General features: G+C 72.7%; 24 protein-coding genes. 7 read left to right on the forward strand and 17 right to left on the reverse strand.

The features are described from left to right. Nucleotides 1–26: 26 nt before the first annotated feature. The 3 genes from QSK20_RS10585 to mqnE form a co-directional block, all read right to left on the reverse strand. A complete protein-coding gene (locus QSK20_RS10585; protein WP_285788425.1) occupies nucleotides 27–326 on the reverse strand; it encodes a DUF4229 domain-containing protein in 300 nt (99 codons plus the stop codon). Between the two features lie 117 nt (nucleotides 327–443). After that, nucleotides 444–875, reverse strand: coding sequence for a hypothetical protein (locus tag QSK20_RS10590; protein WP_285788426.1), 432 nt, complete (start codon nucleotides 873–875; stop codon nucleotides 444–446). Between the two features lie 58 nt (nucleotides 876–933). Further along, nucleotides 934–2,103, reverse strand: coding sequence for an aminofutalosine synthase MqnE (mqnE, locus tag QSK20_RS10595; RefSeq protein ID WP_145834532.1), 1,170 nt, complete (start codon nucleotides 2,101–2,103; stop codon nucleotides 934–936). Between the two features lie 233 nt (nucleotides 2,104–2,336). Between mqnE and QSK20_RS10600 the strand changes: the two genes are divergently transcribed. Continuing rightward, nucleotides 2,337–3,869 carry a C40 family peptidase gene (locus QSK20_RS10600; RefSeq protein ID WP_285788427.1) on the forward strand — a complete coding sequence of 511 codons (1,533 nt, stop codon included), beginning with the start codon at nucleotides 2,337–2,339 and terminating at the stop codon, nucleotides 3,867–3,869. Nucleotides 3,870–4,149: 280 nt separating this feature from the next. Here QSK20_RS10600 and QSK20_RS10605 read toward each other — a convergent pair whose 3' ends face one another. Next, a complete protein-coding gene (locus tag QSK20_RS10605) occupies nucleotides 4,150–4,854 on the reverse strand; it encodes a hypothetical protein (RefSeq protein WP_285788428.1) in 705 nt (234 codons plus the stop codon). 205 nt (nucleotides 4,855–5,059) lie between these two features. Here QSK20_RS10605 and QSK20_RS10610 point away from each other — a divergent pair, with 205 nt between their 5' ends. The 3 genes from QSK20_RS10610 (at nucleotide 5,060) to QSK20_RS10620 (ending at nucleotide 8,211) form a co-directional block, all read left to right on the forward strand. Next, the gene (locus QSK20_RS10610) at nucleotides 5,060–5,470 is read left to right on the forward strand and encodes a hypothetical protein (RefSeq protein ID WP_285788429.1); all 411 of its coding nucleotides are present in this window, start codon (nucleotides 5,060–5,062) and stop codon (nucleotides 5,468–5,470) included. A gap of 221 nt (nucleotides 5,471–5,691) precedes the next feature. After that, nucleotides 5,692–7,464, forward strand: coding sequence for a DEAD/DEAH box helicase (locus QSK20_RS10615; protein ID WP_502888879.1), 1,773 nt, complete (start codon nucleotides 5,692–5,694; stop codon nucleotides 7,462–7,464). A 114-nt stretch (nucleotides 7,465–7,578) separates the two neighbouring features. After that, nucleotides 7,579–8,211 carry a putative glycolipid-binding domain-containing protein gene (locus QSK20_RS10620; RefSeq protein ID WP_285788430.1) on the forward strand — a complete coding sequence of 211 codons (633 nt, stop codon included), beginning with the start codon at nucleotides 7,579–7,581 and terminating at the stop codon, nucleotides 8,209–8,211. A gap of 72 nt (nucleotides 8,212–8,283) precedes the next feature. On the opposite strand, the gene cds1 is transcribed toward QSK20_RS10620, so the two are convergent. The 3 genes from cds1 to QSK20_RS10635 are packed head-to-tail and all read right to left on the reverse strand — an operon-like array spanning nucleotide 8,284 to nucleotide 10,745. Continuing rightward, nucleotides 8,284–9,378, reverse strand: a complete 1,095-nt coding sequence (gene cds1, locus QSK20_RS10625) for an L-cysteine desulfhydrase Cds1 (RefSeq protein ID WP_285788431.1) — start codon at nucleotides 9,376–9,378, stop codon at nucleotides 8,284–8,286. A gap of 44 nt (nucleotides 9,379–9,422) precedes the next feature. Next, nucleotides 9,423–10,247: an SDR family NAD(P)-dependent oxidoreductase gene (locus QSK20_RS10630; RefSeq protein ID WP_285788432.1), complete on the reverse strand. Its 825-nt coding sequence runs from the start codon at nucleotides 10,245–10,247 to the stop codon at nucleotides 9,423–9,425. Nucleotides 10,248–10,286: 39 nt separating this feature from the next. Further along, nucleotides 10,287–10,745 carry an Lrp/AsnC family transcriptional regulator gene (locus QSK20_RS10635; RefSeq protein WP_088981115.1) on the reverse strand — a complete coding sequence of 153 codons (459 nt, stop codon included), beginning with the start codon at nucleotides 10,743–10,745 and terminating at the stop codon, nucleotides 10,287–10,289. Nucleotides 10,746–11,005: 260 nt separating this feature from the next. Here QSK20_RS10635 and QSK20_RS10640 point away from each other — a divergent pair, with 260 nt between their 5' ends. Beyond that, nucleotides 11,006–11,275 carry a BldC family transcriptional regulator gene (locus tag QSK20_RS10640; protein WP_088981116.1) on the forward strand — a complete coding sequence of 90 codons (270 nt, stop codon included), beginning with the start codon at nucleotides 11,006–11,008 and terminating at the stop codon, nucleotides 11,273–11,275. Between the two features lie 68 nt (nucleotides 11,276–11,343). Here QSK20_RS10640 and QSK20_RS10645 read toward each other — a convergent pair whose 3' ends face one another. Continuing rightward, entirely contained in the window at nucleotides 11,344–11,973 is a 630-nt protein-coding gene (locus tag QSK20_RS10645) for a UbiX family flavin prenyltransferase (RefSeq protein WP_285788433.1), read from the reverse strand. Nucleotides 11,974–12,184: 211 nt separating this feature from the next. On the opposite strand from QSK20_RS10645, the gene QSK20_RS10650 reads away from it, so the two are divergent. Beyond that, on the forward strand, nucleotides 12,185–13,141 hold the full coding sequence (locus tag QSK20_RS10650) for a terpene synthase family protein (RefSeq protein ID WP_285788434.1): 957 nt from the start codon (nucleotides 12,185–12,187) through the stop codon (nucleotides 13,139–13,141). A gap of 17 nt (nucleotides 13,142–13,158) precedes the next feature. On the opposite strand, the gene mqnP is transcribed toward QSK20_RS10650, so the two are convergent. The 4 genes from mqnP to QSK20_RS10670 all read right to left on the reverse strand — a co-directional run bounded on the left by mqnP (nucleotide 13,159) and on the right by QSK20_RS10670 (nucleotide 18,047). Continuing rightward, the gene (mqnP, locus tag QSK20_RS10655) at nucleotides 13,159–14,061 is read right to left on the reverse strand and encodes a menaquinone biosynthesis prenyltransferase MqnP (RefSeq protein ID WP_285788435.1); all 903 of its coding nucleotides are present in this window, start codon (nucleotides 14,059–14,061) and stop codon (nucleotides 13,159–13,161) included. Next, nucleotides 14,058–15,521: a menaquinone biosynthesis decarboxylase gene (locus QSK20_RS10660; RefSeq protein ID WP_285788436.1), complete on the reverse strand. Its 1,464-nt coding sequence runs from the start codon at nucleotides 15,519–15,521 to the stop codon at nucleotides 14,058–14,060. Before QSK20_RS10660 ends, mqnP begins: the two co-directional genes overlap by 4 nt. A 237-nt stretch (nucleotides 15,522–15,758) precedes the next feature. After that, a complete protein-coding gene (locus tag QSK20_RS10665) occupies nucleotides 15,759–17,240 on the reverse strand; it encodes an AAA family ATPase (RefSeq protein WP_285788437.1) in 1,482 nt (493 codons plus the stop codon). Nucleotides 17,241–17,333: 93 nt separating this feature from the next. Then, nucleotides 17,334–18,047: a M23 family metallopeptidase gene (locus QSK20_RS10670; RefSeq protein WP_285788438.1), complete on the reverse strand. Its 714-nt coding sequence runs from the start codon at nucleotides 18,045–18,047 to the stop codon at nucleotides 17,334–17,336. A gap of 134 nt (nucleotides 18,048–18,181) precedes the next feature. Here QSK20_RS10670 and QSK20_RS10675 point away from each other — a divergent pair, with 134 nt between their 5' ends. Beyond that, entirely contained in the window at nucleotides 18,182–19,537 is a 1,356-nt protein-coding gene (locus tag QSK20_RS10675) for a hypothetical protein (RefSeq protein WP_285788439.1), read from the forward strand. Between the two features lie 71 nt (nucleotides 19,538–19,608). Here the strand turns inward: QSK20_RS10675 and ccsB are convergent, their stop codons facing one another. From ccsB to QSK20_RS10700, 5 genes are read right to left on the reverse strand one after another with little or no spacing between them, the layout of a single operon-like run. Further along, nucleotides 19,609–20,631 carry a c-type cytochrome biogenesis protein CcsB gene (gene ccsB, locus QSK20_RS10680; protein ID WP_285788440.1) on the reverse strand — a complete coding sequence of 341 codons (1,023 nt, stop codon included), beginning with the start codon at nucleotides 20,629–20,631 and terminating at the stop codon, nucleotides 19,609–19,611. After that, nucleotides 20,631–22,280, reverse strand: coding sequence for a cytochrome c biogenesis protein ResB (locus QSK20_RS10685; RefSeq protein WP_285788441.1), 1,650 nt, complete (start codon nucleotides 22,278–22,280; stop codon nucleotides 20,631–20,633). Before QSK20_RS10685 ends, ccsB begins: the two co-directional genes overlap by 1 nt. Continuing rightward, nucleotides 22,280–23,179 (reverse strand): cytochrome c biogenesis CcdA family protein, encoded by a 900-nt coding sequence (locus QSK20_RS10690; RefSeq protein ID WP_285788442.1) that lies wholly within the window; start codon nucleotides 23,177–23,179, stop codon nucleotides 22,280–22,282. Before QSK20_RS10690 ends, QSK20_RS10685 begins: the two co-directional genes overlap by 1 nt. Further along, entirely contained in the window at nucleotides 23,179–23,739 is a 561-nt protein-coding gene (locus QSK20_RS10695; protein WP_285788443.1) for a TlpA family protein disulfide reductase, read from the reverse strand. Before QSK20_RS10695 ends, QSK20_RS10690 begins: the two co-directional genes overlap by 1 nt. Next, complete coding sequence (locus tag QSK20_RS10700; protein ID WP_285788678.1) at nucleotides 23,739–24,374, reverse strand: histidine phosphatase family protein; 636 nt, start codon at nucleotides 24,372–24,374, stop codon at nucleotides 23,739–23,741. The genes QSK20_RS10695 and QSK20_RS10700 overlap by 1 nt, the downstream gene beginning before the upstream one ends.

Below are 24,374 nucleotides of genomic sequence, written 5' to 3' on the forward strand. Positions count from 1 at the left end.
GAACGGTCGTCGGTGCCGGTACGCCGTCACCGGCGGGGCCGGTCCGCGGGCGGGGCGTCCGGCCCCGACGTGGAGTCGGTCTGGTCGTCGCCGGCCAGGGCGGAGCGGAGCCGCTCCTTCTCGCTCTGGCGGCGTTCGGCCGCGACCGCCATCTCCTCGGCCATCTCGTCCCGCCAGCCACGCAGCAGGAAGAAGGAGAGCGCGGCGGAGAAGGCCAGCGCCACCATCAGCTTGATGAAGATGTTCAGCTCGACCGGCCAGAGGGCGAGCAGCACGACCGTGAACAGCCCGATCCGGCCCAGCGTGTACTTGACCGCCGCGCTCACGTTCCACTCCGTTCTCCCGCGCCGGACAGCCGTCCGGCGAGAGGTCTCGGCCCGTCCGCCGGGCCGGTGCCCGGCCACCCGACGGGCCAACTGTCCAGCCCGTGCGCGGGCCGGCGGTCAGCCCGTCCGGCGGGCCAGCCAGTGCACGCCGTTGAACCAGACGACGGCGTAGACGACGGTGAAGACCGTCGCCGCCAGCGTGCCGGAGGCCAACGGCGGCAACCCGTCGGCCAGCCCCGCCACCAGCAGACCACCGGCCACCCCCAGCACCACCGCGACCAGCGCGGCGACCACCCGGGCGGCCCCGAAACTCCAGGCGCGGAAGTCCTCCAGGAAGAGCCAGGCCGGCAGGATCACCGCGAGCCAGCCGTTGGCCTGGCCGAAGTCCCCCGAGCCGATCAGCTCGAACGTCCAGTCGAACAGCACCAGGGCCAGGACCCCGATGACCACACCGGCCAGGGTCACCCCGAGCAGGTCGCCCAGGGCGACGACCCGCCCCTCGGCGTCCCGCCGGGGGAAGCCGTCCCGTTTCTCGTCGCGCTCGCTCATGACGCTTGCAGGGTACGTGAGCAGGCGGGCCGCCCGACGGCGACCGGCCCGGCGACGGTCAGGCCCACACCTGCTGCGGCTCGGAACGCCGCTCGGCCAGCGACGGGGCCGGGTCGTACTCCCGGACGACCTCGTAGCGGGTGTTCCGCTCCACCGGGCGGAACCCGGCGTCCCAGATCAGGTGGAGCAGGTCGTCCCGGTGCATGGTGTTCGGCGTGCCGTAGGAGTCCGCGTCGTGGGTGATCTTGTATTCGACGACCGAACCGTCCAGGTCGTCGACGCCGAAGTTGAGCGAGAGCTGCGCGACCGAGAGGCCGTGCATCACCCAGAAGCACTTCACGTGCGGGACGTTGTCGAAGAGCAGCCGGGAGACCGCGAAGGTCTTCAGCGACTCGGCCGGCGAGGCCATCGTCGTCCGGGCCTGGATCCGGTTACGGATCTTGCCGTCCGCCGAGTCGACGAAGTCGTGCTGGTAGCGCAGCGGGATGAAGACCACGAAACCGCCGGTCTCGTCCTGGAGTTCGCGCAGCCGCAGCACGTGGTCCACCCGGTGCCGGGGCTCCTCGATGTGGCCGTAGAGCATGGTGGACGGCGTCTTCATGCCCTTGCTGTGGGCCAGCCGGTGGATCCGGGACCAGTCCTCCCAGTGGCAGGCGTGGTCCACGATGTGCTGCCGGACCTCCCAGTCGAAGATCTCCGCGCCGCCGCCGGTCAACGACTCCAGGCCGGCGTCCATCAGCTCGTCGAGGATCGCGTCGGCGGGCAGGCCGCTGATCTTCTCGAACCACTGCACCTCGGTCGCGGTGAACGCCTTCAGCTTGACGTTGGGCAGCGCCGCCTTCAGCTCGCGCAGCACCTTCGGGTAGTAGCGCCAGGGCAGGGTCGGGTGCAGGCCGTTGACGATGTGCAACTCGGTGAGCTGCTCGTCCTCCATCTCCTTGGCCTTGCGGACGGCCTCGTCGATCCGCATCGTGTAGGCGTCCTTCTCGCCCGGCTTGCGCTGGAACGAGCAGTACGCGCAGGAGGCGGAGCAGACGTTGGTCAGGTTGAGGTGCCGGTTGACGTTGAACATCACCCGGTCGCCGTTGAGCTCGGTACGCCGGTGGTGGGCCAGACGGCCCAGCCAGGTGAGGTCGTCGCTGTCGTAGAGGGCGATGCCGTCCTCCCGGGTCAGCCGCTCACCCGCGTACACCTTGGCTTCGAGCTCGCGCTTGAGTCCGGCGTCCATTGAAAAGCCCGTCCCTTCCACCTCGGTCCCGGTCGAGCCTACGTCGCGGCCTCCCCCTACCGTCGAGCACGGGCACCAGCAGCGACATACTTCACCGGACTCTCAGGCTGTCGTTACCGCCGCACCATCGACACAGTCGAAACATTGAGGTAAGACAAAGTGGGGCGCGCAACACAGCGTCCGGACGCCGCGCTCGGGGAGGGCGCGGCTTCGCCACGCCGGACGGGAGCAGGATGACCGACAGCAAGCGCACGCGACGGCCGCGACGGAGGACCCCGCTGGTTTCGCCGGTCCTGCGTCCCAAGCTCTGGTCCGCGCTGCTCGGCATGGTCGCCGCAGCGGCCATGGCCACCCCGGTCTTCGCCGACCCCGCCCTGCCCCAGACCGTCCCGGACACCGGCGCACGTCCGGTCCTGGCCGGGCCGCTGCACCTGCCCGGCGGGGCCCCCGGTGGCAACGGCCCGCTCGGCACCACCCCGATCACCCCGGTCGGCACCGGCCCGCTCGCCGCGCAGATCGCCGCCGCCGAGGCACAGGTGGGCCTGCTCGGGCAGGAACTCCTCAAGCTCGAACAACTCCAGACCGAGGCGAAGACCCAGCTCGTCGCCGCCGAACGCGACCTGAAGCTCGCCAAGGACACCCTCGGTGTAGCCCAGCGGGAGGCCGACGCCGCCGCGGCCGAGGCGCTCAAGACCGCTGCCAAGCTGCCGCCGGGGAGCTTCGCGTCGGACCTGCACGGGTTGAGCGTGCTGGAGCGGATCTACCGGGGCGAGGAGGTCGAGGGCACCACCACCGCCGCGACCGGCGAGCTGAACCGCGCCCGCACCACCGAGCAGGCCGCCCAGCAGGCGTACACGGCGGCGGAGAGCCGGCTGCGGACCACCACGGAGCAGTTCACCGCCACCCAGAAGAACTACCGCACCCAGGAAGCGGCCCTGCTCAAGCTGCGGCAGGACAACACCGCCCAGCTGGCCGAGATCGAGCGTCAGCAGGAGGCCGCCGAGCAGAAGCTCGGCGAGCAGTACCTCCAGGGCGCGACCGCCAACGGGCTCACCTCCCACCCGCGTGCCATGGCCGCCGTCCGGTACGCCCTGGCGCAGCTCGGCGACCCGTACCTCTGGGCGGCCGAGGGACCGGACCGTTTCGACTGCTCCGGCCTGGTCTGGGCGGCGTACCGGTCGAAGGGCGCCGACTACTCCGGCCTGCCCCGGGTCTCCCGCGACCAGTACAACGCCACGAAGGGCAAGACCGTCAGCCGGAGCGCCCTACTCCCCGGCGACCTGGTCTTCTACGCCTCGGGCAGCAGCTGGACGTCGATCCACCACATGGGCATGTACATCGGCAACGGCAAGATGGTGCACGCCCCGACCACCGGCGACGTGGTGAAGATCTCCACCGTCCGCTGGTCGCGGCTCTTCGCGGCCACCCGGGTCATCGACGCGGTGCCGGCGCCGGGGGCCACCCCGTCGCCCACGCCCTCCCCGACCAAGTCGCCGGCCCCGACCAAGTCGCCAGCTCCGACCAAGTCGCCGGCCCCGACCAAGTCGCCCACCCCGACGCCGACCAACTCGACGACGCCCAAGCCGACCGGTACGCCGTCCACGTCGCCCGACCCCACGCCCACGACGACCCCGCCGGTCGCCCCGACGCCGAGCACCAGCAGCAGCACCGGGGGCAGCGAGCCGAGCGCCTCGGCGAGCGGCACCGGCGAGCCCAGCGGCAGCCCGGCGCAGAGCGGGTCCGCGAGCCCGAGCACCGGTGGCTGACCGGTAACCCAACTCCGGCTGTGCGGCCGGACCGGAATGTGGCACCGTGAGAGCCAGGCACTCCCGGCTCGGCGCCACGGGTCCGGGTGCGAGCACGGAGGACGAACATGGGCGAGCAGCAGGGTCCGGCCGAGACCGTCGAATCCGGTGCCGGGTCCCGCCCGCTGAGCGGTTCGCCCGGCGTCGGCGACACCGCGCCGGCCGCGTCCGCCCCGGCTCGCGGGCGGGCCAGCATCAGCAACCCGTCCGGGGGTACGCCGGACGGGCCGGTCGTCCCGGCTCAGCGTGCTCCCACCTCCCCGGCTCGGGCCAGCGCCGCCGTGCCGGGCGGGCAACGGGTGTCGCCGCAGGAAGCCGGTGTCGCCGCCGGGGTGCGTACCGGCGGGGCGAAGGTGTACCGCTCCACCGAGGCCACGCCGGCCCCGGAACCACAGCCCGAGCCACGGCCCACCCCCATCCCGGTCCCGGAACCACAGCCCGAGCCGCTGTCCGAACCCGCCCCGGTCCCGGAGCCGCGACCCGAACCGCTGCCCGAACCGCCGGTGCCGACACCGACGCCGCCGCTGCCGGAGCCTCCGGCACCCGTCCCGCCCGGTCCGGCACCCACTCCGCCGGGTCCGGTGCCGCCGACTCCGGGTCCGCCCACGCCGCCGCCCGGCCCACCGACGCCCCCGCCCCCGCCACCGCCCGGGCCGATGCCGGCACCGCCGTTCCCGCCGCCACCGGCCTCCGCACCCACCATCTCGTCCGGACCCTCGTCCACCACCCCGGTCTCGGGTGTCCCGGCCCCTGCCGCGACGGCGTCCGCTCCGGGGCCGGCTCGGATCAGCGGCAGCGCCGCCGTCCCCGGATCACTGGCACCGCCCTTCGCTCCGGCGGCGGCCGATCCGGCTCCGCCCGGCGGACCGGGGTCCCCGGTCGTCCAGGGCCGCAACCCGGTCTCGGCACCGCCGACGCCGGTCACCCCGCACTCTGCCCCGTCCACGCCGTGGACGCCACCAACCTCCGGCCCACCGGCCACCCTGCACTCTGCCCCGTCCACGCCGTGGACCCCACCGACCTCCGGCCCACCGGCCACCCTGCCCTCCACTGCGCCGGCATCGCCGGTCGTCCCGGAGCCGGCCCTGCCGACCTGGCCGCCACCGACCGTGCCGGGCGGACACCCCGGGACCGACCCGGGTGGGCGGTCGGTGCCGGCCGGACCGTCACCACTCGCGCCCAGCGGCGGCGCGCCGGTGCACCACCACCTGCCGCCCAACGGGATCGTTGCCGCCCCGGCCACCGGGAACGACGTCGGCGCCGACGGTCGTCCGGGCACGTCCGCCCGCTCCGGAACGGTCTACGGCGGCTCGGTGACCGAGGGGCCCGGTTTCGCCACGGTCGCCCTGCCCACCGGGAACCCGGTCGAGAACACCGGCTCCCTGACCGGGCACATCCTCGCCCAGGGCTGGGCCGACACCCCCACCGAGCGTTCCCGTAACGCCCGGGTGATCATCGTGCTGGTGGCCTCGCTCGGGCTGCTGGTCGCGATCAGCGTGGCGGTGGCCCTGATCGCGAACGACGCGATGGGTGGCCTGATGGAGAACCTGCTCAACGGGTGAGTCCCCGTCCCGACGCCGGCACCGGAGCCGACGGGTCGGGGTGAGCCCGCCCACTACCCCGTCGCGGCGCGGTTGCCGACCGTGCGGGTCGCCGTACACTGGTATTGATCACTGACCTGGTGCGCGTCGTCGCGTGCCCATGGGCGATCTTGCGGGCGAACCGGCGGCGTCACCTTCGCGGCGGGCCATCGCGAAGATGCGCCCCGCTGGAGAGGTATTTCTTGACGACCTTTGCTGACCTCAGCACGTCCCCGTCCGCCTTCGACACCCCGCTGGTGACCAGCGGCAACGACACCGCCCCCACCGACGGCACCGACCACGTCGACTTCGCCGCCCTGGGGCTCCCGCAGCCACTCGTGCGGGCACTGGCCCGGCAGGGCATCACCACCCCGTTCGAGATCCAACGGGCAACCATGCCGGACGCTCTCGCCGGACGGGACGTCCTCGGCCGGGGCCAGACCGGTTCCGGCAAGACCCTCGCCTTCGGCCTGCCGCTGCTGGCCCGGGTCGCCGACGGTGACCGGGCCCGGCCGCTGCACCCCCGGGCCCTGGTGCTGGTGCCCACCCGGGAACTCGCCATGCAGGTCAACGACGCGCTCGTGCCGCTGGGCAAGGCGGTCGGGGTGTTCCTCAAGACCGCCGTGGGTGGGGTGCCCTACGACCGTCAGATCGACGCCCTCCGGCGCGGTGTGGAGATCATCGTGGCCACGCCGGGACGCCTCGGCGACCTGATCTCCCGGCAGGTGTGCCACCTCGACGACGTCGAGATCACCGTCCTGGACGAGGCCGATCAGATGGCCGACATGGGCTTCCTGCCGGAGGTCACCGAACTGCTCGCGAAGACGCCGGCCAACGCCCAGCGGCTGCTCTTCTCGGCCACTCTGGACAACGACGTGGACTCGCTGGTCAAGCGGTTCATGACCGACCCGGTCACGCACTCCACCGCCCCGGCCACCGCCGCCGTCTCCACGATGGACCACCACCTGCTGCTGATCCCGCCGCACGACAAGTTCGCGGTGGCGGCGTCGATCGCGGCCCGCCCCGGCCGGACCATGATGTTCGCCCGTACCCAGCTCGGTGTGGACCGGCTGGTGGAGCAGCTCGGTGCGGTGGGCGTCCGGGCCGGCGGCCTGCACGGCGGCAAGACCCAGCGGATGCGTACCCGCACGCTGGCCGAGTTCCGCGAGGGACGGATGAACGTGCTGGTCGCCACCGACGTGGCCGCCCGCGGCATCCACGTGGACGGCGTCTCGCTCGTGGTGCACGTCGACCCGCCCAAGGACCCGAAGGACTACCTGCACCGGGCCGGGCGTACCGCGCGGGCCGGCGAGTCCGGCGCGGTGGCCACGCTGGTCCTGCCGAAGCAGCGGCGGACCACCCTGGCCATGCTGGAGAAGGCCGGAGTCGAGCCGGGCCAGCTGCGGGTCCGGGCCGGTGACCCGGAGCTGACCGAGCTGACCGGTGCCCGGCAGCCGAGTGGGGTGCCGGTGTCGAACGAGCCGCAGGAGCCGCGCCGGTTCGGCGACCGCCCCGGCGGTCCCCGGCGCTTCGGCGACCGCGACGGCCGGAGTGGACAGCGCTTCGGCGACCGCGACGGCCGGGGCGGACAGCGGTTCGGCGACCGCGACGGCCGGGGCGGACAGCGGTTCGGCGACCGCGACGGCCGGTTCGGCGACCGCGAGAGCCCGGGTGGACGCGGCTACGGCGACCAGGCCGAGCACCGCGCGGGTCCGGCCGGGCGGCGCTGGGCCGACCGGGGCGAGACCCGGCACACCGGCCGCGACGAGCGACGCTTCGGTGACGAGCGTCCCGGCCACCACCGCACCGACGAACGTCCCGGCTACCGCAGCCGGACCGACGACCAGCGGGCCTACCCGGTCCGTGGCGACGACCGGCGTGGACACGGCGGGCGCAGCGACGACCGGCGCGGGTTCGGTGGTCGGAGCGACGACCGGCGCGGGTTCGGCGGACGGGCTCCCGCACGCAGCTACTGAGGCACGTCGACCGGACGCCGCCGTGGTGCACCTGTCACCACGGCGGCGTCCGTGCGTCGACGGTGTATCGCGACCCGGGTGCCGGCGGCACCGACCTGCCGTAGTGTCCGGCTCATGCCGACCATGCCGAAGTCGCTGTTCTGGAACCGCGCCGACACCGCCGGCTGCGAGCACACCCGGTTGGACGACGCCAACGGCCTCACCGCCCGGGGTACGGCACTGGCCGTCGACACCCTCCCGTACACCTGCCGGTACACCCTGACCACCACTCCGGAGTGGGCGACCGTCCGGCTGGAGGTCGAGGTCGAGGGGGCGGGCTGGTCACGTGGGGTCCGGCTGGAGCGGCAGCCGGACCGGTGGCGGGTCGTGACCAACGAGCAGGGCGACCTCGACGCCGCGCTCCGTGCGGCCGGCCGGCCACCGGTCGGGCTGCCCGGCACCGACGACCCCGACCGACTGGCCGACGCGGTGGACGTCGACCTGGGCGGGTCACCGCTGTTCAACAGCCTCCCGGTACGCCGGCTCGGGCTTCGCGACGCCGAGCCGGGCACCGAACGCCGGATCGAGGTCGCCTGGGTGCTGGTGCCGAGCCTGTTGGTGCTGCCCGCCGAGCAGACGTACACGGCGCTCGACGGCGGTCGGGTCCGCTTCGCCAGCGGCGACTTCACCGCCGACCTGGACCTCGACCCCGACGGCTACGTGCGGCACTACCCGGGACTCGCCGATCGGGTCGTCCCGGAGCGCTGACCGGCGTTCCCGCCGGACGCCCACCGCCGGCTGACCGCATCCCGCCCCGGAGGGGCGGACCGGGCCGACCGCCTAGGCGGCGGGCCAGACGCCGGTGTCCAGGAACCGCTCGACGGTCGCCAGGTGCGGAGCCAGGTCCAGCCCCTGTGCGGCCACCCAGTCGTCGGAGTAGTAGGTGTTGACGTACCGGTCGCCGGCGTCGCAGATGAGCGTCACCACCGAGCCGGTCCGCCCCTCGGCGAGCATCGCGGCGATCAGCCCGAAGGCGCCCCAGAGGTTGGTGCCGGTCGAGCCACCCACCCGCCGGCCGAGGACCGCCGAGCCGGCCCGCATCGCGGCCAGCGAGGCGGCGTCGGGCACCTGCACCATCCGGTCGACCACACTGGGCAGGAACGACGCCTCGACGGTGGGCCGGCCGATCCCCTCGATCCGGGAGCCCCGGCCGGTGCGGACGGACCAGTCGGCCGCCTGCCAGGCGGGGTAGAACGCGGAGTTCTCGGGGTCGACCACGCAGAGCTTGGTGGACAGCCGGCGGTACCGGGTGAACCGGCCGATGGTGGCACCGGTGCCGCCGGTGCCCGCCCCCACCACGACCCAGGCCGGCACCGGGTGCCGTTCCAGGGTGAGCTGGGCGTAGATCGACTCGGCGATGTTGTTGTTGCCCCGCCAGTCGGTCGCCCGCTCCGCGTAGGTGAACTGGTCCATGAAGTGCCCGCCGGTGTCCTCGGCCAGCCAGCGGGCCTCGACGACCACCTTGGCCGGGTCGTCCACCAGGTGGCACCGGCCCCCCTGGAACTCGATCTGGGCGATCTTCTCCGGCGAGGTGGAGGCGGGCATCACCGCGACGAACGACAACCCCAGCATCCGCGCGAAGTACGCCTCGGAGACCGCGGTCGAGCCGGAGGAGGCCTCGACGATCGTGGTGTCCGGGCCGATCCAGCCGTTGCAGAGCCCGTAGAGGAAGAGCGAGCGGGCCAACCGGTGCTTCAACGAGCCGGTCGGGTGCACCGACTCGTCCTTCAGGTAGAGGTCGATGCCCCACTCCCGGGGGAGCGGGAACGGCAGCAGGTGGGTGTCGGCCGACCGGTTCGCGTCGGCCTCCACGGCGGCGATCGCCTCGGTCACCCACGCCCGGACAGCCTCGTCGCACCGGTCGAGATGAGTCACGCCGAGAAACTAGCAACCTTCGCGTCCGGGCGGTACCGGCCGATTCACGTACCGTCGATCCGCCGGCGCTGGCGGCGCTGCCCGGCCCGGCCGGCGGCGCGGACCAGCGGGGCCAGCCGGAGCGCGAGCCCCGGCAGCGCGTCGAGCAGGCGGACCTGCGCGCCACGCCAGCGGGGCAGCGCGACCACCGGTCGGGGCCGCCGGGCCAGCCGGGCGGCCCGGCGGGCCACCCGCTGCGGTGACAGCAGCGTCCCGGTGAAGGACGCCACGGCTCCGGGGTCGTCCAGCCGGTCGTGCAGCATCGGCGTCCAGATCCCGTCCGGGCAGAGGCAGGAGACGTGTACGTCCCGGTGCCCGGCCAGCCGCAGGTCGGCGAGGGTGCCGAGGCTGAAGGCGAGCAGGGCGTGCTTGCTGGCGGCGTAGACGGTCTCGCCGGGCGGGGCGACCAGCCCGGCGAGCGACACGACGTTGAGCACGTGCCCGGCTCCCTGGCCGCGCATCACCGCCAGGGCGGCGAGGGTGCCGTTCATCGCGCCGAGGGTGTTCACCTCGACGATCCGGCGGCGGGTGGCCGCGTCGTGGCTCCACGACGGGCCGGTGACCAGGAGGCCGGCGTTGTTCACCCAGAGCCCGAGGCCGCCGGCGCGGGTGGCCGCCTCGGTGGCCACCGCCGCGCAGGCCGCCTCGTCACGGACGTCCAGCGGACGGGACCAGCCACCGAGCGGACCGGCGACCGCGCCCACGGCCTCGGCGTCCAGGTCGGTGAGGAGCACCTGCCAACCGTCGGCGTGCAGCGCGACGGCGATGGCGTGACCGAGCCCGCCGGCCGCACCGGTCACCACCGCCGTCCCGAGCGCCCGATCCGTCACCGCCGCACCGTACCGCGCGGCCCGCGTGGGCGGGGCGGCTCAACCGGTGGGTGGGGTGCCCGGCTGTGGGCGGTTCTCCCACTTCGTCGACAGGGCGATGCCGGTGCGGGTGGAGGCCACTCCGGGGGTGCGGTTCAGCCGGACGATGAGCCGCTCCAGCTCGGCGATCGTGGCCACCCGGGCCTTGAGCAGGAAGGACTCCACCCCGGCCATGAAGTAGCAGGACTCGATCTCCGGCATCTGCCGAAGGGCCTCCAGCACGTCGTCGGTGTCGGCGGCGGAGTCCTCGACGATGCCGATCAGGGCGGTGACGGCGAGCCCGATCGACTCGGGCTCGACCTCCGCCCGGTACGCCCGGATGACCCCGCCGGCCTCCAGCTTGCCGACCCGTTCGTGTACCGCAGGAGCGGAAAGACCCACCTGACGGGCCAGTTCGGCGTACGACAGACGGGCATTGCCCCGCAGCAGATCCACGAGCCTGAGGTCGATGGCGTCCACGGACTGTAGACCCTAGTCGTCTCCGGAGCGCCCGGAACGGCGGGCGTGCGGGATTCCGACCTCACGGGTCCGTACGACAATGGCAGAGGTCGGACGTCCCACCGGTTTCCCGTTCCCAACCAGTGCATTTTTCGCGTTTGGCGGACCGCGTCACCTCGCTGGTGCTGTAATTGCCATACGTCCCTCATGACGGCTCTGGGCTCGCACCGGCCGGGGGCAGTGTGTTCAGCCGAGGGCTTCGTCGACGCGAGGAGGGGGCTGTGGACACTGGAGATCGCCTGCTGACACCGGGCGAGGTGGCCGCGCTGTTTCGGGTGGACCCGAAGACCGTCACGAGATGGGCGGCGGCCGGCCGGATCGGCAGCATCCGGACTCCAGGCGGGCATCGCCGTTTTCGGGAATCCGAGGTGCGGGCGCTGCTCGAGGGGGAGGGCATGCTCGACGAGGGGGAGGACGTGGCGAACCGGCCGCGCAACGTCGGACCGACGGCTTCCACCGGCCCGGGGCCGGCCAACGCCGGAATGTACTGACCGGACGACGGGTCACGCGGACCGGGCGCAGGCCGCCGGTCCGTGTCCCGTCCCACCGGGTCGGCGGGTCAGTCCAGGGCCGCGCCGAGTTCCCCGGACCACCGACGGAACAGCGTGTGCGGTACGCCCAGCGCGTCCAGCACCTTGCCGGCGACGAAATCGACAAGCTGTTGGGCGGAGGCGGACGCCCCGGCACCGTAGAAACCGGGGCTGGCGGGCAGCACCACCGCCCCGGCGTCCAGCAGCGCGATGAGGTGTTCCAGGTGGCTACGGGTCACCGGGGTCTCCCGGGGCACCACGACCACCGGCCGCCGCTCCTTGAGGTTGACCTCGGCAGCCCGTTGCAACAGGTCCTTGGAGAGCCCGATGGCGATGCCCGCGCAGGCCGCGGTGCTGGCCGGCACCACCGCCATGCCGCGTACCCGGTAGGAGCCGCTGCTCGGACCGGCGGCCAGGTCACCGGCGGACCAGTACCGCAGATCGGCTCCGTCGAGGTCGCGCCCGAGCCAGTCGCCCAGGTCCTCCCGCCAGTGCCCGTCCCGGAACGGCCGGCCGGTCTCGTCGAGGACGGTCAGCCGGGCCGCCCGGGAGACGACCAGGTCGACGGCCGCCCCGGCGTCGAGCAGCCCGCGTAGGACCGCCGCCGCGTACGGCGTACCGGAGGCTCCGGAGACCCCGACCACCCATGGTTCACGCATACCGACAAGCGTGCCTGGTCGCCCGCCCGGGGTGTCCGCCGCCCCCGCCGCTTCGTGGTTGCAGGGGTCCCCTGCTACCGCTTTTTGCGTAGCAGGGACCCCTGCAACCCCACACCGACCGCCCCGCGTCACCGCCGGGGGCGAGTGACGGGAGAGCGTTTGCACCTGGCATGCTGCGGGTGCATAACGTACAGCGGGGAAGGAATCGGTGATGACCGGCGGATCCCTCGGATCGCCACGGTTCGACTGCCCCATTCCGTCCCGGCTGTCGCCGCACGTCGACGCGACCCAGGAATGGCTGTCCTCCTGGGTCGCCCGGTTCGACCTACCGCTGGAGCGGGTCGCCCTCGAACGGCTCGACCGGGCCGGCATCGCCCGGTACGCGGGCCGGATCTACCCGGACGCCGGCGAGAACGACCTACGCACCCTGGCCGCCCTGTTCACCTGGTTCTTCCTGGTCGACGACTTCTGCGACGGGCCGCGCCGCTCCACCCCGGAGGAGGTCGACGGGCTCCGGCAGGGGGTGCTGCGGCTGCTGCGGGCCGGTCCGCGCTCGCGCCACCCCGGCTTCACCGGTCCGCTGCGCCGGATGCTGGTGGACGCCTGGCGGGCGCCCCGGGCCCGGATGCCCGCCCGCTGGCGGGTCCGCTTCACCGACGCGATGACCCACCACCTGGACGGGACGTGGCGCGAGTCGGTCAACAAGGCCGCCGGGCGGATGCCGACAGTCGACGAGTACGTGCCGCTGCGCCGGGCCACCTCGGCGGCGTACGTCTCGTACACGCTGGTGGAGTTCGCCACCGGACAGGTGCTGCCGGACGCGGTCTACCACCATCCGCTGCTGGTCCGGATCGCCGAGACCGCGAACGACCTGCTCTCCTGGTTCAACGACGTGATCTCGCTGGAGCGGGACCGGGCCGGTGCCGGTGGGCACAACCTGGTGCTGGCCACCGCGCACGAGCGTGGGGTGCCGGTCGAGACCGCGGTCACCCTGGTGGCCGACCGGTGGCGGGAGGCGATGGACCGTTTCGTGGCGCTGCGCACGGCGGTGCCGTCGTTCGGGCCGGAGCTGGACCGGGCGGTCGCCGTCCAGTTGGACGCGGTGGCGAACTCCGTGCGCGGCACCATCGACTGGTCCCGGGAGAGCGCCCGCTACCCCGTGTCCTGACCGGCCGCGCGGTTTGCTCAGGCCCGCAGGTCCAGCCGGAGCACCAGGTCGAGCAGGGCGAAGAGGAAGAGGGCGATGCCGACGAAGCCGTTCGCGGTGAAGAACGCCCGGTTGACCCGGGTCAGGTCGGTCGGGCTGACCACCACGTGCTGGTAGCCGAAGGCGAGCGCGGTGAGCGCCAGACCCGCCCACCACGGCCAGCCGAAGCCGACCAGCGCCCCGTACCAGACGAAGAGCGCGAAGGTCACCACGTGCGCCGCCGTCGAGGCGTGCAGGGCGAAACGCAGCCCGTACCGGGCCGGGACACTGCGCACCCCGATCTTCCGGTCCACCTCGGCGTCCTGGCAGGCGTAGATCAGGTCGAACCCGCCGATCCACAGGCCCACCGCGATCCCGAGCAGCCAGGCCGGCCAGGAGCCGGCGAAGGTGCCGGTGACGGCGAGCCACGCGCCGACCGGGCCGACCGCCTGGGCCACCGCGAGGATCGCGTGCGGCCAGTCGGTGAACCGCTTGCCGTACGGGTAGACCACCAGCGGCACCACGGCCAGCGGCGCGAGCACCAGGCAGAGCGGGTTGAGCAGGGCGGCGGCGGCGAGGAAGACCACCAGCGCGACCACCGCGCCGGTCCAGGCCGTCCGCACGCTCACCGCCCCGGTCACCAGCTCCCGCCCGGCGGTACGCGGGTTCCGCGCGTCGATCCGCCGGTCGAGGATCCGGTTGGCGGCCATCGCGAACGTCCGCGCCCCGACCATCGCCACGGTGATCAGCAGCAGGTCGACCCAGCGCACCCGACCGCCCTCGACCTGCATCGCGGTCAGCGCGGAGAGGTACGCGAAGGGCAGCGCGAACACCGAGTGTTCGATCGCGACGAGCCGGAGGAACGACTTCACCCGACCGGGCCGTTCGGCGACCGCTGTCATCGGACGCCGTACTCCTTCCAGCGCTTGTCGACCAGGGCGACGACCTCCGGCGACATGGTCATCTCCTCGGGCCAGCCCCGGGTGTAGCCCTCGGTGGGGAGCTTGCGGGTCGCGTCGACGCCCGCCTTGCCGCCCCAGAACTGCTGGTACGACGCGTGGTCCAGGTGGTCCACCGGCCCCTCGGTGAGCAGCAGGTCACGCGAGTAGTCGACGTTGCCGAAGGCCCGGAAGGCCACCTCCTGGTAGTCGTGTACGTCGCAGTCCTCGTCGACGATCACGACCAGCTTGGTCAGCGACATCATGTGCGCGCCCCAGATCGCGTTCATCACCTTCTGGGCGTGCTTCGGGTAGCGCTTGCGGATCGACACGATCGCGCAGTTGTGGAACACGCCGGCCGAGGGCAGGTTGTAGTCGACGATGTCCGGAATGAGGAACCGCAGCAGCGGGGCGAAGATCCGCTCGGTGGCCTTGCCGAGGCCGTGGTCCTCCTGCGGCGGCTTCGACGTGACGATCGAGTGGTAGACCGGGTCACGCTGCATGGTCATCGTCTCGACGTGCATGACCGGGAACGGCTCGACCGGGGTGTAGAAGCCGGTGTGGTCCCCGAACGGCCCCTCCGGCAGCCGCTCTCCGGGCTCGATGTAGCCCTCCAGCACCACCTGGGCGTGCGCCGGCACCTGGAGCGGCACGGTCAGGCAGTCGACCATCTCGACCCGTTCCCCGCGCAGGAACCCGGCGAACAGATATTCGTCGATGTCGGCGGGGAGCGGCGCGCTGGACGCGTAGCTGACCACCGGGTCGCAGCCGATCGCGATCGCCACCGGCAGCCGCTGCCCGAGCCGTTCCGCGACCGCGTGGTGCGCGGTGGAGTTCTTGTGGATCTGCCAGTGCATGCCGAGCGTGTTGCGGCTGTGCTGCTGGAGCCGGTACAGCCCGAGGTTGCGCTTGCCGCTCTCCGGGTGCTTCGTGTGGGTCAGCCCGAAGTTGTGGAAGATGCCGCCGTCGCCGGGCCACACCTGCAACCCCGGCAGCCGGTTCAGGTCGACGTCGTCGCCCCGGTAGACCACCTGCTGACAGGGGGCGGTCTTCACCTTCTTCGGCGGCATCGACTTGAGCTGCATGACCTTGCCCAGGCCGCCCATCATGCCGGAGAAGCCCATCGGCAGTTCCGGCTTGAGCATCTCGCCGATCCGGTCGCCGATCTCGTCCAGCGACTCGACGCCGAGCGCCATCGCCATCCGCTTCTCGGTGCCGAAGAGGTTGACCGCCACCGGCATCTCGCCCCGGGTGGGGCGCTCGAAGAGCAGCGCGGGGCCGTTCGCCCGTACCGTCCGGGTGACGATTTCGCTGATCTCCAGCGACGGGTCCACCGGCACGCTCACGCGCCGCAGTTCCCCCGCGCGCTCCAGCGCCTTCAGGAAGTCCTTGAGATCGGTGTACGGGAAGCCACGAGCCGCCATACCCCCAGTGTCCCGCACCAACCTGAGCCCCACCCCACCCGGTCCCCACGGGGGCCGGTCACCGCCCCCTCGATGATCCACTTCTTGTCGCCGGACCGGGGGCGTCCCCGTCATCGGGCTACCGGGACACCGACAAGAGGCCGACGCCGGGCGGGCGGACCGGGTCGGGGTTGCGGTACCACCGGGAGCCCGGCCCACTGGACAGACATCACGACCAGCGACCTGGTCTCCGGCGGCTCAGTCGCCGGAGTAGAGCCGTTCGGGGTCGAGGAGAAGTACGTCCGGTCGTCGGGCGGCGAGCTGCCGGAGTTCGTCGGTGAAGCCCTCCCCGCTGGCCAGTAGCAGGCGGGCGCTCCCGGCGTCCCACCCGGGTCTCGCGGTGAGCAGGACGCGGGCTCGCTCCAACCGTTCCAGGTCCGGCCGACCGAGGGTACGCCCCCACTTGACCTCGCCGATGGCGAGCAACGGCCGCGGCCCGTCCCCGAGCGGTGGCTCCCCCAGCGCGACGAGGTCCAGTTCGTGACTGGTCCGGCTGGCCGGGTCGGTCAGGGTCGCCGCGCTCGCCTCGGCGACGATCCCGCCGAAGGTCTCCGGTGCGGCGAAGCGGAGCGCCCACTGCCGGACGGTCTCCTCGAAGCCCGGCCCGAGCACCGCGCTCGCGTACCGGCGCTGGGAGCGGCGCCAGACGTCCGCACCGCGCCGCTGCTCCAAAGCGGTCCAGGCCGGGCGCATGACCGCCTGGTAGAAGGTGATCAACGGCTCGGTGATGCGGTACCGGCTCCGGCCGCTGCGCAGCGGATCCGGGTCCCGGGCCAGCAGGCCGGCGTCCTCCAGCACGGTGAGCGGGTGCTGGAGGTCGGTGGCCTTACGGCCGATGTAGCCGGCGATCCCACCCCGGGTGCCGTTCCCCTCAGCCACCGCCGCGAGTACGGAGTGGTAGAGCGCCGCGTCGCGGAGGTCCGGATCCTCGGCGAGTAGGTACCGGGCCTCCCGGAACAGCGGCCGGGCCGGGTTCAACACCGCCCGTACCACCCAGTCGTCGAAGTCGTCCGGGCCGCCCGGCGCGTCGTCCTGGACATACTCCCGGCGGTAGGCCGGGGTGCCCCCGACGATGGCGAACAACCGGGCGGCGAGGAGCGGGTCGCCGATCCCCCAGAACGCTGCCGCCGCCCGGTAGTCGAGCGGTGCGACCGGAAGCTCCAGGCCCGCGCGCCCCCGCAGGGGAGCCGACCCGGCGAGAAGTCCGCCCATGAACGAGAGGGCGGACCCGCAGAGCAGCAGGCGGGTTCGGGAGTCCGTACGCTGCGGTCTGCCCGGAGTGAGCGCGTGCTGGATGGTCGACGGCAGGTCCCGGCTCGCCCGGGCCAGGTACGGAAACTCGTCGACCACCACGGTCACCGGGCGGGCCCGGCCCAGGGCGAGCAGCGCGTCGACGGCCTCGGACCAGTCGGCCAGCCGGACCGGCCCCGGTGCCTCCGTGTACCGACCGATCGCCTCGCCCAGCCTGCGAAGCGACTCCGCCGGGGTCGCCTCCGTCGCGCCGAAGTAGAAGCCTCCGGTCGCCTGGGCCAACTCGTACAGGAGGAGCGTCTTCCCCTGTCGGCGGCGACCGGTGACCACACCGAGGGTCGCACCGGGACGGGCGTCGGTGGCGAACCGGGCCAGCTCAGCCCACTCGACGTCCCGGTCGAAGATCCCCGCCGGCTTGCTGAGCGTCATCGGCACTCCAGGATGTATAACTACACTTCTAAGAAGTGTAGTTATACATTCTGCGGACGGGGTGGCGGCTGGGAACGGGACAGAGCGCGCCGCTCAGGAAGGCGGGTCCAGCGGCTCGACGACCGCGCCCTCGCCTGGCACGCCGTACTCCCTGGGGTGGAACTGCCTCCCGCCGCGCGGCCGTTCGCGGAAGTGCCGGAACGCCATCGGGACGCCCCGGGCGACGGAGAAGTCCCGGGTCTCCATGACCTGCATGTGCAGATGTGGCTGGGTCGAGTTGCCGGAGTTGCCACAGGCCGCCACGTGCTGCCCCGCCGTCACCTCCTCCCCGGGGGTGACCCGGACGGAACCGCCGCGCAGGTGGGCGAGAGCCACGAACGCGCCACCGGGGAGCGCGATGACCAGGTAGTTGCCGGCCACCGCACGTACGCCCTGCCGGACCCGGGCCGCCTGGCCCAGCGTGTACGGCACGAGAGCAAGCTGTGAGCGCCGGCCGGCGTGGTCGATCTCGCCGTCGTGCACCTCGACGAGGGTGCCGTCAGCGGGGGCCAGGATCGGCCGACCGTAGGCGAAGAACCGGTCGGCCGGTTCGGTGGCGAGGAAGGTCCGCCAGTCGCGGCGGTCGGCAGTCCGGCGGCGCTCGTCCACCCCGACGAAGTCGATGGCGTACCGCTCACCGAACAGGTCAGTGCCATGACTCGGAACCCGCCGGGCCGGGCTGTTCCGGACGAGCCACAGCCCCTCGAACGGCAGCGAGAGCGTGACCTCCGGATGCACCGGACGCCCCGAAGACTCCTTCTCGGCCACGAGGCGAGCCTAGCCAGGCCGCGCCAGGCCGCTTCCGCTACTGACCACCCCCCTCGCGTCGCACCGTCCCCATAGGATCCGGTCCGCCGCTCGGGCCGGGCGGTCCGACCGGATCATCCTCCTGAAGGAGTCCCATGACACCTGTACGCGTTACCCGCACGTTCCAGGTCGGCGCGGCCGCGCTCGCGGCGGTGACTGTGGTCGGCCTGGCGGCGAACCCCGCATCGGCGGAGGACGATCCCGGCTGGGTCTACGGTTGGCTCAACGACACCACCATCGGTGCCGCCGGCGCCCCCGGCCGGACCACCGTTCTCAGCCTGGTCAGCAACGGAGCGACCAATCCCCGGGTCGTCCTCGACCTGAGCGGACTGGCCGGAGTCGCCACCGCCACCTTCCCGGACTGGTGTGTCACCGCCGGCGCCGGGGTCACCTGCCCGATGCCGCCCACCGCCACCCCGGACGAGCTCGGCATGCTGAACGGCAGCGTGCCGGTCGTGCTGCGGGCCGTCCCCGGCACCGCCGACGGCGTGGTCGGGACGATCGGCTACACCGTGCTGGCCGACGGTGTCAGCGACGGGGCCCAGCAGGCCGCCGTCTCGGTGCACGCCGGGCCGGACGCGGTCAGCCTGGTCGACGAGTCCGTCGACGGTGTCGACACCGGCGACACCCTCGCCATGCCGGTGGCCCTGATCAGCGCCGGCAACGTGTCGATGTCCGGTCTCCGGCTCACCATCCGGTTCCCGGTCGGGCTGGCGCCCGCCGCCTACCGCAACTGCCGCTACGGTGCCGGCGACCAGCTCAGCACGATCGCGGTCTGCGCCTTCCCGGGCACGTTCCACCCAGGGCTGAGCTACCATGTCCCGGGCGGCTTCGCCACCACTGTCGGCCCGGCCGCCCTCGGCGGCAAGCAGATCAGGCAGACGGTGGAACCGGCCACGACCGCCGGCCCGCCGCCGGCGGGCGTGGTGCTGGAGCCGCGTCCCGCCGACCGCACCCTCCGGCTCCGCCAGGTGGGCGCCCCGGTCGATGTCATCGGCGCCGACCACCAGGACCCGTACGGCCGGTACTACCTGCGCGACGTCCCCGGCGCATTCGACGTGGTGACGCTCGGTGCCGCCGCCACCGGTTCGGTGGGTGACACGGTGACGGTCCGGGTCGGCATGCGCAACGACGGTCCCGGCGTCCCGGACAACACCATCTCCGGTGGGGATCCGGGCCAGTTCGCCTTCGTCCCGCCGGCCGGCACGGTCGTCGCCAACTGGCCGACGGACTGCTGGCCCATGGGCGGCGACGACGGCTTCGAGGGGCCGGTGACCTGGTACTGCACCAAGCCGGGTGGCATCTTCGCGGCCGGCGAGGCCTTCCTGGTCGACTTCGACCTGCGGATCGACGGCCCACTCGGCGCGCCGGGCGAGGTCCGGATCCCGTACGCCTACCCACGGGCGGACGACGACCCGACGAACGACAGCGCCCCCGTGACCATCTCCTGATCCCGGAACGACGCGACCGCCGGCTGCCCGTCAGGGCGCCGGCGGTCGTCGTCCGCAGGGGCGGAGTGGGGTCAGTCCAGGCCGCCGTACGAGTGCAGGCCCTCGAAGAAGATGTTCACGCCGAACAGGTTCATCAGCATGGTCAGGAAGCCCAGCACCGCGATCCAGGTGGCCACGTTCCGCTTCACACTCGGGGTGGCCCGCGCGTGCAGGTAGCCGGCGTAGATCACCCAGGAGATGAACGACCAGGTCTCCTTCGGGTCCCAGCCCCACGGCCGGCCCCAGGACGCCTCGGCCCAGATCGCCCCGGCGATCACCGCGAAGGTGAAGACCGGGAAGGCGAACGCGTGCAGCACGAAGGTGAGCCGTTCCAGGCTCTCCGCCGCCGGCATCCGCTTCGCCAGCGTGTACGGGAAGCTCCGCTTGCCGCGCTCGTACCCGGCGCGCATCAGGTAGGTCACCGCCGGCACCGAGCCGAGCAGGAAGAGACCGGAGGCGAAGACCACCGTCGAGACGTGGATGATGAACCAGTACGAGTTGAGCGCCGGCACCAGCGGCACCACCGGCACGTAGAGCACCAGCTCGGCGGTGGCCAGCAGGAGCACCATGACCAGCGTCAGGAACAGCCCGAGGCGGCGCAGCGAGGGGCGCTTCCAGAGCACCGTGAGCCAGCCGACGACCCCGATGAGCGAGACGGTCAGCACGTACTCGTACATGTTGCCCCAGGGCATCCGGTCGGCGGCGATGCCGCGGGTGACCAGGCCCGCGAGGTGCAACAGGGTGGCGACCACGGTGGCGACGACCGCGATCCGGCCGCCGATCCGGGCCCGCCCGTTCGGGCCTGCCGGCAGCTTCGGGTCGGTGTCCCCGCCCTCCAGGTCGTCCGCAGCCGTCGCTCCGGCGACCGGGGCGTCCGCACCGGCCGGGCTTCCGCCGGACCCGCCGACCCCCGCGCCGACCAGCTCGCGGGCGGGCGTCGCGGCCACCGCCCGGGTACGGGCGTTGCCGAGGGCGTACTCGACGGCGTGGCAGATCATCGCGACCAGGTACGCGAGGATCGCGAAGGTCACCAGCTGATCGGAGAGCGCGGACATCACTCGGTCCCTTCTCGCGAGCCCGGGGCGGCCCGGCCGTCGGCACCGGCCCCGCCGGTGCCCTGGATCTCGTCGACGAGCTGCGTGAACTCGGCGGCGAACCCGGGGTACTCGGTGCGCGGCAGCCCACCGGCCTCCACCAAACTACTACCGCCCGTCGTTGACGCGCCGTCCGGGTCGGGGGCACCACCCGGAACCACCCGGAACCACACCCGACGCCGCCGCCCGAAGAGCGACCCCATCAGGCCGACCAGCAATACCCCACAGCTCACCAGCATCAGCGTGGAGCCCGGGTCGTACCGGACGGAGAGCGTGATGAACGGCTCGGTGCCGAGGAACTCGACGCTGCTCCCGTCGTCCAGGGTCCACTTCTCGCCCGGCCGGAGCAGCTTCGCGTCACCGAGTTGCGTGAGCTTGCCGTTGTCGACCTGCCGCTGGTCGAGCCGGTACACCGAACCGGGGATGCCGGCGTCCACACCCAGGTTTCCCCGGTACCCGATCAGGAAGACCCCCGGGTTCCGCTCGGTCGGGTGTTGCGACCGCACGTACGGCGGGGCGTCCGGCGCGGTGGGCAGGTAGAGCCCCTCGAAGGCGACCTGGAGGTCCGGGTTGCGCTTCCCGGTCGCCGGGTCCGCGTTGACGTCCGGGAAAAGCGCCACACCCTCACCGGTGAGGGTGTTGTCCGTGGTCAGGAAGGGCACCGTCGAGGTCTGCGAGTCGCCGTTGCGGTCGGTGTACCGGATGATCGGCGCGTAGCCGTGGCCGAGCAGGTAGGCGTTGGCCCCGTCGAGCCGCAGCGGCGAGTTGACCGAGAACTCCTCCCGGCGCGGCTGACGTCCCTCCTCGGTCACGGTCACCGTGGCGTTGTAGAACTCCGGCTGGCCGGACTCCAGGAAGCGGGCCTCGAACTCCTCCAGCGTCATGCAGAACGGCGGCAGGTCCGGGCTCTGCACCCGGGCGCCGAACTTCGACTCGGCGTACTGGAACTGGGTGTTGCAGAAGGCGTTGTCCGCGCCGGCCACCAGGAGGCGGTTGCCGCTCCAGCCGTACCACGAGCCGAGGGCCACACCGATCAGCACCGCGATCATCGAGGTGTGGAAGAGGAGGTTCCCGGTCTCCTTGAGGTACCCCTTCTCGGCGGAGACCTCGTTGTCCCGGACCATGACCCGCCACCGGCGGCGGCGCAGCACCGCCGCGATGGCCTCCGGGCCGCCGTCGTGGTCGGTCAGGACCGCGTGCTGCGGCAGCCGCTCCAGCCGCTTCGGCGCCGCCGGCGGTACGGACCGCAGCGCGCGTACGTGGTCGCGGAGCCGGGGCACGATGCAGCCGACCAGCGAGGTGAACAGCAGCAGGTAGATCGCGGAGAACCAGATCGAGCCGAAGACCTCGAACCCGCCGATCCGGTCCAGCACCCGGGCCAGGTCGGGGTTCTCGACGAAGAAGTCGTCGACGTCCTCCGGGTTGACCCCGCGCTGCGGCAGCACCGAGCCGGGGACGGCGGCGACCGCCAGCAGGAAGAGCAGGACCAGCGCGGTACGCATGCTGGTGAGCTGTCGCCACGAGTTGCGCAGCAGGGCCAGCACCGGGTTGGACCGGCGGCGCGGGGTCGGCGGGGAGGGCGTCGCGGGCCGGTCGTCGACGATCGCCATCAGATGCTCACCTCGCCCACCCCGAAGGTGGTCTGCAACCAGATCACGAAGCTCTGCCAACCCCCGGTGACCAGGGCCAGGCCGATCAGGAGCATCAGCGCCCCGCCGGCCCGGGTGACCCAGCGGCTGTTACGCCGGATCAGCCGGAAGACGCCGAGCAGCCGCTGGAACGCGAGCCCGAAGACCACGAACGGCAGGCCCAGCCCGAGGCAGTACGCCACGGCGAGCACCACCGCCCGGTCGGTCTGGCCACCGGCGGCGGCCATGCCGAGCACCGCCCCGAGGGTCGGTCCGGTGCAGGGCATCCAGCTCAGCGCGAAGACCGCGCCGAAGACGGGCGCGCCGAGCAGGCCGGCTGACGGCAGCCGGTGGATCCGGAACTCCCGTTGCAGGCCGGGCAGCACCCCGACGAACGCCAGCCCGAGCACGATGACCAGGGTGCCGATGCCGATCTCCAGCGCCCGCTCGTACGCGAAGAGGACCTTGCCGACGCTGGCGAAGAGGATCGCGGTGGCGGTGAAGACCGCGGTGAAGCCGCCGATGAACAGCAGTGTCCCGGCGAGCACCCGCCCCTTCACGGCAACGGTCGACGACGTCCGCTCCCGCACCGCCAGCGCCGTGCCGCCCGCCGTGCCGCCGCCCGCCGGGCTGATGCCGCCGCTGGCTGAGGTGGTTGCAGGGGGCCCTTCCTCGGCAGAATCCGGTAACAGGGGGCCCCTGCTACCACCACCTCGGCCTTCCAGGTCGGCGCCGGCGAGGCCGGTGACGTAGGAGAGGTAGCCCGGGACGAGAGGCAGCACGCAGGGCGAGAGGAAGCTGACCAGGCCGGCGAGGGCCGCCGCGCCGATCGCCAGCAGCAGCGGGCCGCTCTCGGCGAGGCTGCGGAAGGTCTCTCCCATCAGCGGGAGTCCTCGGCGGCGATCCGCTCGACCACCGGTTGCAGGGCGTCCTGGATCACCGCGCCACGGCGCAGCACCGCGATCCGCCCCTCCCGGTCGAGGACGACGGTCGCCGGAATCGCGTTCGGCGCGATCTCGAAGTCGAGGGCGGTACGGCCGGGCGGGTCGAAGAGGCTCGGGTAGGTGACCCCGAAGTTCTTCTCGAACGCGATGGCCTTGTCCCGGCTGTCGGAGACGTTGATGCCGAGGAAGGTCACCCCGGAGCCCTTGGTCGCCTGGTAGGTGTTCTCCAGATCGTCGGCCTCGGCCCGGCAGGGGTTGCACCAGGAACCCCAGAAGTTGATCACAACGACCTTGCCCCGGTCCTGGCTGAGGTCGTAGCCGCCGCCGTCGAGGAGTTCCCCGCTGACCTTGGGCGCGGTGCCGCGCTGGTCGGGAGCGCACTCCAGGAAGCCCTCCCGGGTGGCGCAGCGCTGCTCGCCGTTCTCGGCGGTGCAGCCGGCCAGCGCCACCGTGGCGACGGTGACGAGCAGGGCGGCGGTCCACCTCCGGGCGTTCATCAGGCTCCCTTGGCTGTCCTGGCGGTCGGCGACATGGCGATCAGGTGGGCGGCCGGCTCGGAGTACCCGACGCCGACGATCTTCGCCCCCTCGAAGTGGAACGAGGTGAGGCTGGCCAGTCCGCACTGCCGGCGACGCGGGTCGTGCCAGAGCCGCTTGCGCTCGACGTGCCGGCGCAGCGTCCAGATCGGGAGCTGGTGGGAGACGCAGACCGCCTCGCGCCCCTCGGCGGCGACCCGGGCGGCGTGCAGCGCGGCGAACATCCGCTCGGCGATCGTCCGGTACGCCTCGCCCCAGGACGGGGTGACCGGGTCCCGCAGCACCCACCAGTTGCGCGGGTCGCGGAAGGACCCGTCACCGGGCGAGACCTTCTTGCCCTCGAACCAGTTGGCGCTCTCGATCAGCCGCTCGTCCACCCCGACCGGGAGACCGAACTGCGCGGCGATCGGCTCGGCGGTCTGCTGGGCGCGCTCCAGCGGGCTCGCCACGACGTGCACCACGTCCCGGTCGGCCAGGCCCTGGGCGGCGGCCTTGGCCATCTGCACGCCCAGTTCGGAGAGGCGGAAACCGGGCAGCCGGCCGTAGAGAATCTTGTCCGGGTTGTGCACCTCGCCGTGCCGCAGCACGTGGACCAC

Origin of the sequence: Micromonospora sp. NBRC 101691, from assembly GCF_030269285.1 — a bacterium.
GTDB lineage: Bacteria > Actinomycetota > Actinomycetes > Mycobacteriales > Micromonosporaceae > Micromonospora > Micromonospora echinospora.